Source organism: Candidatus Binatia bacterium (assembly GCA_036563615.1).
Lineage (GTDB): Bacteria > Desulfobacterota > Binatia > UBA12015 > UBA12015 > DATCMB01.
On sequence record DATCMB010000018.1, the window covers coordinates 205818 to 217226 of the forward strand.

Annotated in this window: 8 protein-coding genes; all 8 read left to right on the forward strand. The window is 72.3% G+C overall.

Features of this window, described 5'->3' with window-relative positions; translation table 11 throughout:
- Positions 1-8 precede the first annotated feature (8 nt).
- On the forward strand, positions 9-728 hold the full coding sequence (locus VIS07_15045) for an RNA pseudouridine synthase (protein ID HEY8516823.1): 720 nt from the start codon (positions 9-11) through the stop codon (positions 726-728).
- Between the two features lie 85 nt (positions 729-813).
- A complete protein-coding gene (locus tag VIS07_15050; protein HEY8516824.1) occupies positions 814-1950 on the forward strand; it encodes an AAA family ATPase in 1137 nt (378 codons plus the stop codon).
- Positions 1951-1969: 19 nt separating this feature from the next.
- Positions 1970-3715, forward strand: coding sequence for a VWA domain-containing protein (locus VIS07_15055; GenBank protein ID HEY8516825.1), 1746 nt, complete (start codon positions 1970-1972; stop codon positions 3713-3715).
- A gap of 177 nt (positions 3716-3892) precedes the next feature.
- Positions 3893-5149, forward strand: a complete 1257-nt coding sequence (locus VIS07_15060; GenBank protein HEY8516826.1) for a DUF1329 domain-containing protein — start codon at positions 3893-3895, stop codon at positions 5147-5149.
- Between the two features lie 26 nt (positions 5150-5175).
- Positions 5176-5724, forward strand: a complete 549-nt coding sequence (locus VIS07_15065) for an SgcJ/EcaC family oxidoreductase (protein HEY8516827.1) — start codon at positions 5176-5178, stop codon at positions 5722-5724.
- Between the two features lie 78 nt (positions 5725-5802).
- Positions 5803-7713, forward strand: coding sequence for an alkyl sulfatase dimerization domain-containing protein (locus VIS07_15070; GenBank protein HEY8516828.1), 1911 nt, complete (start codon positions 5803-5805; stop codon positions 7711-7713).
- 10 nt (positions 7714-7723) lie between these two features.
- Positions 7724-10237: a CoA transferase gene (locus tag VIS07_15075; GenBank protein HEY8516829.1), complete on the forward strand. Its 2514-nt coding sequence runs from the start codon at positions 7724-7726 to the stop codon at positions 10235-10237.
- Positions 10234-11376: a phosphoribosylformylglycinamidine cyclo-ligase gene (gene purM, locus VIS07_15080; GenBank protein ID HEY8516830.1), complete on the forward strand. Its 1143-nt coding sequence runs from the start codon at positions 10234-10236 to the stop codon at positions 11374-11376. The genes VIS07_15075 and purM overlap by 4 nt, the downstream gene beginning before the upstream one ends.
- Positions 11377-11409: the final 33 nt, after the last annotated feature.

Below are 11409 nucleotides of genomic sequence, written 5' to 3' on the forward strand. Positions count from 1 at the left end.
CCGCAGCCGTGGAAGCCCGCGCACCGGACGACGTCGCGCTCATCGATTTCACGTTCGTGTACGACGACGGCCGCGTCGTGGTCGTCGACAAGCCACCGCGTCTGCCGTCGACGGGCCGCGACCGCGACGATCCGCGCTCGCTCGAGCATCTGCTCGCGCGCCGGCTCGGGCGACGCGTCTGGGCGGTGCACCAGCTCGACGCCGACACCTCGGGCGTGATCGTCTTCGTGACGCGCAAGTCGCTGGTCGCGCCGTGGGCGCAGCGCCTCGCGCAGCACGGCGAGAAGACCTACCTCGCGATCTGCCACGGCACGCCCGACTTCGACGAGACGCTGGTCGACGCGCCGATCGCACCCACCGGACGGCGCGGGGTGCCGAGCTGGCGGATCGCGCGGCCGGGCGACGAGGGAGCGCGCAGCGCACGCAGCCGCGTGCGCGTGCGCGACGTCGCGGCGGGTCACGCGCTGCTCGAGGTGACGCTGCTCACCGGACGCACGCACCAGGCGCGGCTCCACGTGGCACACCTCGGCCTGCCGCTGGTCGGCGAGCGCATTTACCGAACGCCGCCGTCCGACGAGCACCCGCGTCACGCGCTGCACGCGCACGCGCTCACCTTCGACGACGGACGAGAGCCCGCTCGGCTCGTCGCGCCGCTCGCGCCCGACCTCCGCGAGCTCGCCGCGCGCCTCGGGCTGCGCGTTCCCGAGAGCGCCGTCGCTCGCGCGTAGGAGCGCTGCGCTACGGTCCGCTGCGGCGCCCGCGACGCTCGTGACCGCGTTGCCCGTCCCTGCGCGCGTTGATAGTCGAGAACGAGTGCAAGCGAGCAATCTCGCCGCGGCGCGTGACAAGCTGGCCGCGATCGGGCGTGAGCTCGGACAGATCTTCGTCGAGCGCAACGAGGTGATCGAAGGGGCGCTCGCGGCGCTGATCGCGCGGCAGCACGTCCTCCTGCTCGGGCCGCCGGGCACCGCGAAGTCGATGCTCGCCGACGAGCTCTGCCGACGCATCGAGGGCGCGCGCTACTTCCAGTGGCTGCTCACCAAGTTCACCACGCCGGACGAGGTGTTCGGCGCCGTGAGCTTGCGCGCGCTCGAGCAGGACGAGTACCGCCGCGTCACCACCGACAAGCTCCCCGAGGCGCACGTCGCCTTCCTCGACGAGGTGTTCAAGGCGAGCTCCTCGATCCTGAATGCGCTCTTGACGCTGCTCAACGAGCGCCGCTTCCACAACGGCCGCGAGAGCGTCGCCGTGCCGCTGCTGACGCTCTTCGGCGCCGCGAACGAGCTGCCCGAGGAGGACGAGCTGTCGGCGATCTACGACCGCTTCCTGGTGCGCTTCGTCGTCGGCTACGTGGTCGAGGACTGGCGCTTCCTGCGCATGCTGCGCGCGCCGGCGCCGAGCGTCGGCGTGCGCGTGACGCTCGACGAGCTCGCGCTCGTGCAAGCCGCGGTCGACGAGGTCGACGTTCCGGACGGCGTGCTGCGCAGCATCGGGGATCTTCGTCGCGCGCTCGCCGAGCAGCAGATCGTGCCGTCCGACCGGCGCTTCCGGCAGAGCATCTCGCTGCTGCGCGCGCTCGCGCTTCTGCGTGGCAAGAGCGCGGTCGGCGACGACGAGCTGCTCTTCCTCGAGCACGTCCTGTGGCGCGACCCGGCCGAGCGCGCGACCGTCAAGGACGTGCTGCGCCAGCTCGTGCACGGCTTCGACGAGCAGGTGCAGGAGCTGATCTTCCAGGGACGCGAGCTCGGCGAGTACCTGTCGCGCACCTGGGAGTCGCGCGAGCAGCAGGCGCGCGCCCGCATCGAGGTCGAGACCAAGCTGCGCCGCATCCTCGAGCGGCTCGCGGACATCGAGCGCGCGGCGCGCGAGGCGGGTCGCGAGGTCGCGCGCGCGGCCGAGGCGCGACGCGAGATCGAGGCGCTGCGCCAATCGATCGCCGAGGCCGGCTGATGCGTGCGGGGGACGCGCGGTGAGCCACCCGGAGCGCGGTAGCGGCGCGTCGCTCGACCCGCACGTCGTCGAGTCGGACTCCTACGACCGTGCAGCGATCGTGCGCCTGCGCCGCGGCTCGCAGGCCTGGCGCACGCTCGACGAGGAAGGCTCGCGTCTGGTGCCGCACTTCCCGGCGCTCGTCGAGGACCTGTTCTGCGCGCTCTTCAAGTACAACGTCGTCCTGCTGCCGCCCGAGCGCACCGCGGCGAGCACCGCGTTCAACCGTCGCGTGCTCGCCGGCGTCGCGACCGGCCCGGCGTGGGAGATGCTGCGCCTGCACACGATCCTCGACGAGGCGCGCGCCGGGCTCGGCGCGGTGCTGGTCGGCGAGGCGGTGCTGCGCGCGCTGCGCGAGGATCGCGTGCTGACGAGCGGCGACCTCCTCGACCTCTGGAACCTCGAGCGCGAGGAGGCGAACGCCGAGGAGGCGCAGCGCGAGGCGGAGGTCGGCCGCGAGCTCGCGGAAGAGCTCGCGCGCGGGGACGAGCCGCAGGCCGCCGAGGACGAGGCCGCGGAAGCCGACGGCGACGAGCAGACGGAGGACGCGCCGGCGGGCGAAGCGGACGAGAGCGGCGAGGGCGAGCCGAGCGACGCAGAAGAAGGCGCGCGCTCGCGCACGACCGCGCGTCGGCGTCGCCGCGCCGCGAGCGCCGCCGCGCGCGCGATGCGCGAAGCCGCGCTCAAGGCGAAGCTCAGCGCGCACGGTGTCGCGGCGCAGCGCGAGCAGAAGCGGCGTCGCGTCGAGCGCGCGCTCGACCGCGTCGCGAAGCGCCTCGACGAGAAGCTGTTCAACGCGGCCGCACAGGCGTCCTCTCGCGTCGCCGACCTGCAGGACGCGCTCGCGGCGTGGGGACGCGGCATCGGCGCCGGCGGACCGCGCGACCCGGGGCAGAGCATCGACCTCGGCCGGCGGCTCGCGGACAACGCGAAGATGCGCCGCCTCTTCCAGGTGTTCGGTCGCATGCGCGAGCAGGCGCTCGCGGTGCGGCGGCGCGCGCTCGACCGCACCGACGAGGAGCTCTACGAGATCCGCCAGGGGCGGGGTCTCGAGGACGTCGGCCGGCTGATCCCGCACGAGCTGATGGCGCTGTCGCACCCGCTGCTGCGACGCGACTTCCTGCGCCGCCTGCTCGACGGCGGCGTGCTGACCTACTCGCTGCGCGGTCTCGACCAGCGCGGGCACGGCCCGATGGTGATCTGCCTCGACACCAGCTCGTCGATGGCGGGCGAGAAGGAGATCTGGTCGAAGGCGGTGACGCTGACCTTCGTCGAGCTCGCGCGACGGCGGCGGCGGCGCTGCCACGTCGTCTGCTTCTCGTCCGGCGAGCGCGGGCTGCGCGACTTCGACATGAACCCGGGCGCGTCGTGGTCGGTCGCGCTCGAGCGCACGCTGGATCTCGCCGAGCACTTCCCCGGTGGGGGAACCGACTACATGGCGCCGCTCGACGCGGCGGTGGCACGGCTCGCGGAGCGCGACATGCGCCGCGGCGACATCGTGCTGATCACCGACGGCGAGTGCGAGGTCGATCCCGAGTGGCGCGAGCGCTTCCTCGAGCTCAAGCGCAAGAAGAATTTTGCGCTGTACTCGATCCTGATCGACGTCGCGTCGGCGCGCACGGAAACGGTACGGGCGCTGTCGGATCGCGTGTCGCTGGTCTCGGACCTGCGCGCGGACACGCGGCATCTGTTCGCCGAGCTCAAGCCGCGCCGGCGCGCGGCCTGAGCGGGGCGTCGCGCGCGGCGGCGTCTCGCGTCGTAACCGGCTTCTTTCGCCCCGTGCGCCGGGATATGAGCCGACGTAACCCACGTACGAGCGCCGAACCGCGCGCACCGATTCGGGTGCCCGCGACGCCGACGGCCCACGACGCGACGCTCGCCCGCGGCGACCAGGGAGGTGCTCATGAACACCATCAAGCTTTCCGTCGCGCTCTCGCTCCTGCTGCTCGCACCGTTCGCGGCTCGGGCCGACGTCAAGCCAGGTGACAAGATCGGCCCGCAGAACGTCGCGCAGATCAAGGATCTCGTGTCGCCCGGCATCGTCTGGTGCGTCGAGCACGGCATGCCGATGACGATCGTCGAGACCAAGCCGATCACGCTGCCGCGCGCCTATCGCGAGGCGACCGAGAAGTACTCGGGTCAGGTGAAGCTGTCGGCGGACGGACGCCGGCTCGAGGGCTGGGTCGCGGGCCTGCCGTTTCCCAACATCGACCCGAACGACCCGCTCGCGGCGACCAAGATCGCGTGGAACTTCGATCGCAGGTTCGCGATCACCGACGACTTCGACGCGCGCAACTTCGACGCCGACGTCGGCACGGTCGAGAACGACCGGGAGATGACGATCGAGCGGCACTACCTGCTCGATCACCTGCGTCGGCTGATGTACGTCGGCCGGCTCTACGTCGATCCCAAGCCGGAGATGCCGAGCAAGGAGCAGGTGCAGTACCGCCAGTCGCTGCACCCGATCCTCGAGCCCTTCGACCTCAAGGGGGTCGGCGTGACGAGCTATCGCTATCTCGATCCGGACAAGCAGGACGACAGCTGGCTCTACCTGCCGTCGCTGCGTCGCGTGCGTCGACTGTCGGCCGCGCAGCGCTCCGATGCGCTCTTCGGCCAGGACACCGACCTAGACAGCTACTACGGCTACGACGGCCATCCGGCGTGGATGGACTGGACGTTCCTCGGCGAGAAGGAAGTGCTCGGCGTCATGCACGGGCGGAACTTCCCGGTGAAGTGGGCCGAGGGCCGCGGCAGCTTCGCGTTCGACGAGGACTGGGAGAAGCGCAAGGTGTGGGTCGTCGAGGCGCGCTCGAAGTTCCCGCAGTACGCTTACTCGAAGCGCATCATCTTCATCGACAAGGAAGCCTGGGTCGTCCTGTACTCGGACATCTATGACCGCTCCGGCAACCTCTGGAAGGTGTGGGTGAACGACCACACGTTCCGCAAGGAGACGCCGGTCGGCAAGGTCAAGTATGAAGACGAGATGGCGTTCGGCCCGGCGATCATGATGGTCGACGTGCAGGCGTCGCACGCGACGCGGGCCGCGCTGCCGAGCCCGCGCTTCCCGGGCGAGGAAGGCCTGTACTTCAACCAGGGCGAGAAGTCCGGCACGACCGAGCAGTTCTTCACCATCGCTGCGCTCGTCGAGTCCGCGCGCTGAGCGCCGCCGATCCCGAGGAGGGAGCCATGCGAAGGACCCTGTTGCTACTGGCGGCGCTCCTCGTGGCGCTTCCCGCGTCCGCCCAGACGGGTGAGGACGCGAGCAAGGCGCCGCAGCCGACGCCGAGGGAGATCCGTGGGCTCGGCGGTCTCGCGAGCGACCTCGAGGAGGAGGACGCGATCCGCAAGCTCTACGCGCAGTACACCGAGGCGTGGAACCGGCACGACGTGCCCGCGATGGTCGCCTTCTGGGCGATCGACGGCGACTACATGGAGCCGGACGGCCGCCACGCGAAGGGCCGCGACGAGGTCGCGAAGCTCTTCCAGCAGGAGCACCAGACGGCGTTCAAGAACAGCACGCTCGCGCTGACCATCGAGACCGTCTGGTTCATCACCGAGAACGTCGCGATGGTGGACGGCCAGTACGATCTCTCGGGCGTCGTCGACCTGCAGGGCAAGCAGCTGCCGGTGCGCAAGGGACACCTGACGGCGATCCTGCTGCGCGAGGACGGCACGTGGAAGGTCGCGGCCGGGCGCGCGATGATCCCGGTGCCGCTCGTGTATCGGGAAGGCTGACGCGCGCGAACGTCGCCGCGCGCGCCGCGCAGCCCCGCGCCGATATACCTTCGCGCCCCGCGGCGCTACGCTGTGCCCGTGCACGAGAAGGATCCGCTCGAACCGAAGGACGCCACCGCCGCGACGCGCGCCGCGAACGCCGCGGTGGCGCAGCGTCTCGCGCAGACCGACAGCGAAGAGCTCGCGCTCGCCGAGCGCGGGCGCATCGCACCGCCGGCGAGCGCGCAGGTGCAGCACGCGGCGGGCTATCCGGTGTGGAACCTCGACGACTACGCGTTCCTCTCCGGGGACGCGCCGCCGACCGTGCACCCGAGCCTGTGGCGGCAGGCGCAGCTCAACACGCGCGCCGGCTTGTTCGAGGTCGTCGACGGCATCTACCAGGTGCGCGGCCTCGACCTCGCGAACGTCACCTTCGTGCGCGGCGACAGCGGCTGGATCGTGATCGATCCGCTGACCAGCGAGGAGACCGCTCGCGCCGCGCTCGCGCTCGTCCGCGAGCACCTGGGCGAGCGTCCGGTGCGCGCGGTGATCTACACGCACAGCCACATCGATCACTTCGGCGGCGTGCGCGGCGTGGTCGACGAAGCCGACGTCGCGGCCGGGCGCGTGCAGATCCTCGCGCCCGCAGGGTTCCTCGAGGCGGCGATCAGCGAGAACGTCGTCGCGGGCAACGCCATGGCCCGGCGCGCGACCTACATGTACGGCATGCTGCTGCCGCGCGGGCCGCGCGGCCACGTCGACGCGGGGCTGGGCAAGGGCGTGCCGCTGCTCGCGACCTCGGGTCTGATCCCGCCGACCGAAGAGATCCGCGTGAGCGGCGACGAGCGCACGATCGACGGCGTGCGCATCACCTTCCAGCTCACGCCGGGCACCGAGGCGCCCGCGGAGATGAACCTGCACTTTCCCGAGCGTCGCGTGCTGTGCATGGCGGAGAACTGCACGGCGACGCTGCACAACGTGTACACGCCGCGCGGCGCCCAGGTGCGCGACGCGCTCGCCTGGAGCAAGTACATCCAGCAGGCGATCGAGCTCTTCGGCGAGCGCAGCGACGTGGTGTTCGCGAGCCACCACTGGCCGCGCTGGGGCGCTGCGGAGGTCCGTCGCTTCCTCGAGAAGCAGCGCGACCTCTACCGCTTCCTGCACGACCAGACGATGCGGCGCGCGAACCGCGGCGAGACCATGCTCGAGATCGCCGAGAATCTGCGTCTTCCCGAGTCGCTCGCCGACGAGCACTTCAACCGCGAGTACTACGGCACCATCAATCACAACGTGAAGGCCATCTACCAGCGCTACCTCGGCTGGTTCGACGGCAACCCGGCGAATCTCCACCCGCTGCCGCCGGCCGAGGCCGGGCGACGCTACGTCGAGCTCGCGGGCGGCCCCGAGGCGCTGCTGCGTGCGGCGCGCGCGAGCTTCGAGGCTGGCGAGTACCGCTGGGTGGCGCAGATCGTGAACCATCTCGTCTTCGCCGACCCGAGCAACCAGGAGGCGCGCGCCCTGCAGGCCGACGCGCTCGAGCAGCTCGGCTACCAGGCGGAGTCCGCGGCGTGGCGCGATTTCTACTTGACGGCGGCGCAGGAGCTGCGCCGCGGCGTCCCGGCGCTCGGCCGCAACGCCATGGGTGGCGACGTCGCGCGCGCGATGACGGTCGAGATGCTGATCGACTACCTCGGCGTCCGGCTCGACGCGGACGCGCTCGGCGGACGGCGCATCGAGCTCACGCTCGACGTCACCGACCGCGGCGAGGTGCACGCGGTCGGCGTGCAGGACGGCGCGCTGCACCACTCGCCCGGCAGGCGCGCCGACGCTCCCGATGCGACGCTGTCCTTGACGCACGAGGCGCTGGTCGCGCTGGTGGTCGGCTCCGCCTCGCTCGCCGAGCTCGAGACGCGCGGCGCGCTCGCCGTCGCAGGTGATCGCGAAGCGGTCGAGGCGCTGCTCGGGGCGCTCGACACGTTCACGCTCGGCTTCGCGATCGCGGAGCCGTGAGGAGGACGCGGTGACGGCCGACGAAGCGGGACGCGAGAGCGCGGCGCACGGCGCTCGACCCACGGCAGCGCCGACGAGCGGCGGCGCGGGCGCGCTCGACGGCGTGCGGGTGCTCGATCTGACCGATCTGTCCGGTGCCTTGTGCGCGCGCCTGCTCGGCGACTTCGGGGCCGACGTGGTGCGCGTCGAGCCGCCGCACGGCGCACAGGTGCGTCGCCTCGGCCGCAGCGCGGGCGACGCTTCGGTCGACGCGCCGGCGGACGGCGACAGCGACGCGCACCGCTTCTTCAACGCCAACAAGCGCGGCGTGGCGATCGACGTCGCGAGCAGCGCCGGCCGCGAGCGGCTCAGAGAGCTCGTCGCCGCCGCGGACGTCGTCGTCGCCGGATCGCCGCCCGATCTGCTGCGCGCGGCGGAGCTCGATCGGGAGACCCTGCTGCGCCGCCATCCGCGCCTCGTGCTGGTCGACGTCACGCCGTTCGGCGGCAGCGGGCCGCGCGCGAGCTGGCGCGGCTCGGATCTCGTGTGCACCGCGCGCAGCGGAATGACCTACGTCAACGGCCACCCCGACCAGCCGCCGCTCGCGCCGTTCGGGCTGGCGGCGTACACCAGCGCGGCCGTGTACGGCGCGATCGGCGCGCTCTGCGCGCTGCGCGCGCGCGAGCGCCGCGGACGCGGTGGCCTGGTCGACGTCGCCATCGTGCAGGCGACCGCGGGCGCGGTCGAGCACGTCACCGGCTTCTACCGTCAGAACGGCGAGGTCGAGCGTCGACGCGGCACGCTGCACTGGAGCCGCTACTTCCGCATCGGACGCTGCGCCGACGGCTGGGTGCTGCACACGACGATGGGCGACTGGACGACGCTCGCCGAGTGGGTGGCGAGCGACGGCGAGGCCTGGGACCTGCGCGACCCGCGCTGGGAGGAGCCCGTCCATCGCAAGGAAGGCGCCGAGCACCTGTTCGACTGCCTCGACGCCTGGGCGCGTCGGCACCGCGTCGAGGATCTGATGGAGCAGGCGCACCTGCGCCGGCTGCCGTACGCCGCCGTGCGCGACCCACGACGGATCGCGGACGACGAGCAGCTCCGCGCGCGCGGCTTCCCGGCGACGCTCACGACCGAGGACGGGCGCACCGCCGTGCTGCCCGGGCCGCCGGTGCTGCTCTCGGCGTCGCCGTGGCGTTTTCGTCGTCCGGCGCCGCGGCTCGGCGAGCACGACGACGAGGTGGCGCGCGATCCGGCGTGGCGCACGGCTCCGACGAGCGCGCTCGAGCCTCGCGATCTCGGCGCGCAGGCCGCCGCTCCAGCGAAAGACGGCGCACGCGTCCTCGACGACGTCCTCGTGCTCGACTTCACCTGGGTGGTCGCGGGGCCCGTCGCGACGCGGATCCTCGCCGATCAAGGCGCGCGCGTGATCAAGATCGAGCGGCGCGACGCGACGGACTTCGGCAACCGGCGCGGCGGGCTCACCGGCAACCTGAACCGCGGCAAGCAGAGCGTCGTGCTGAACCTCGCGCACCCGCGCGGGCTCGAGCTGGCGCGCGACCTCGCCCGGCGCGCCGACGTGGTGATCGACAACTTCTCGCCGCGCGTCATGCGCAACTGGGGGCTCGACGACGAGGGCCTGCGCGCGCTCAACCCGCGCGTGATCGCCGTGTCCATGTCCGGCTTTGGCTTGACGGGTCCGTGGCGCGACAACGTGAGCTACGGCCCGACGCTGCAAGCGCTGGTCGGCTTTCCGTACTTGATGCGCCATCCGGGCGGCGACCCGGCCGGGTGGGGCTACTCCTGGTCGGACATGCTCGGCGGCATGATGGGAGCGCTCGCGACGCTGGTCGCGCTGCGCCACCGCGATCGCACCGGCGAGGGGCAGCTCGTCGACCTCGGCCAGTACGGCAACCTGGCGTCGTTCCTCGGTCCGGAGAGCCTCGCGCTGCTGCGCGGCGAGGAGGTCGCGCCGCCGGGCAACGCGTCGCAGGAGGGCCCCGCCGTGCCGCACGGCCTCTACCGCTGCGCGCCCGAGCCCGACGGCCGCGGCGGCGTCGACGACGACCGCTGGATCGCGATCGCCGTGCTCGCCGACGACGCGTGGCGCGCGCTCGCGCGCGTGCTGGCGGCGGACGGCGAGACCTGGGCCGCGGCGCGCGAGCTCGAGACGCTCGCCGGACGTCTCGCGGCGCGCGAGGCGATCGATCGCGCGCTCGAGCGCTGGACGCGCACGCAGCGCGCCGCCGACGTCGAGCAGAGGCTGCAGGACGCGGGCGTTGCCGCGGGCCTGGTCGCGAACGGCGCCGACCTCGCGGCCGACCCGCAGCTCGCACACCGCGGCTACTTCGCGACCGTCGATGTCCCCGGGGAAGCGCCCGCGACCTTCGATGGCGTGCCGTTCGTGTCGAGCGTCATGCCGGGGCGCGTCAGCGGGCCCGGGCCGCTGCTCGGCGAGCACACCGACCTCGTGCTGCGCGATCTGCTAGGGATCGATCCGGCGGACATCGCCGCCCTACGAGCGGAAGGAGCGATCGGGTGAGCGCGGGACGTGGCGACGGAGACGCAGGCACGACGAGCAAGGGAGCGACCTACGCGGAGACGGGCGTCGACGTGCTCGGGCTCGAGCCGGGGCTCGGGCGGCTGGTCTCGCGTCTCGCCGCGACCAACGACTTTCCGCGACGCGGGCGACCCGTCCTGCCGAACGGCTTCTTCGCCAACGTGCTCGACCTCGGCACCGGGCAGGGGCTCGCGATCAGCACCGACGGCGTCGGCACGAAGCTGCTGGTCGCGCTAGCGCTGCGGCGCTTCGACACGATCGGCATCGACCTGATCGCGATGAACGTGAACGACGTGCTGTGCGTCGGCGCGGAGCCGATCGCGCTCGTCGACTACGTCGCGGTGTCGTCGACCGATCCCGTGCTGCTCGAGCAGCTCTCGCTCGGCCTGGTCGAGGGCGCGCGTCAAGCACGGATCAGCATCCCGGGCGGCGAGATCGCGCAGGTGCGCGAGCTCCTGCGTTCGCATCCACCGGACGGCCGCGAAGGTTTCGACGTGGTCGCGACCGCGGTCGGCCTCGTGCCGCTCGACCGCATCATCGTCGGACGCGACGTCGTGCCGGGCGACGTCGTGCTCGGGCTGCCGTCGTCGGGCATCCACTCGAATGGCTTGACGCTCGCTCGGCGGGTGCTCGGCGGCGAGCACGGCGAGCGCTACGACGAGCGCCCCGACGCCCTCGGCGGGCGCACGATCGGCGAGGAGCTGCTCGTGCCGACGCGCATCTACGTGCGCGAGGTGATGGCGCTGCTCGACGCCGGCGTCGGCGTGAAGGCGCTCGCGCACATCACGGGCGACGGCCTGCTGAACCTGCTGCGCATCGCGGCGCGCGACGTCGGCTTCGTCCTCGACACGCTACCCGAGCCGCAGCCGGTGTTCCGGCTGATCGCGGAGCGCGGCGGTGTGGCGCCGGCGGAGATGTACACGACCTTCAACATGGGCGTCGGGTTCTGCGTCGTGGTCGCGGAGCGCGAGGCCGAGCGTGCGCTCGGCCTGCTGCGCGAGCTTGAGCCCGGTGCGACGGTGCTCGGGCGCGCGGTCGCGGACCGCGAGCGCAAGCTCGTCCTGCCGCAGCCGGGTCTCGTCGGCACCGGGAAGACGTTTCAACCGCTCGCAAAAGCGTGAACCGGCGCTGACAGCGCGTGTCGCACGCCGTTG

Bases quoted from the DNA above. Each gene is read 5' to 3' on its own strand.
- VIS07_15060 (HEY8516826.1), top strand. From the start codon at position 3,893: ATGAACACCATCAAGCTTTCCGTCGCGCTCTCGCTCCTGCTGCTCGCA.
- VIS07_15065 (HEY8516827.1), top strand. From the start codon at position 5,176: ATGCGAAGGACCCTGTTGCTACTGGCGGCGCTCCTCGTGGCGCTTCCC.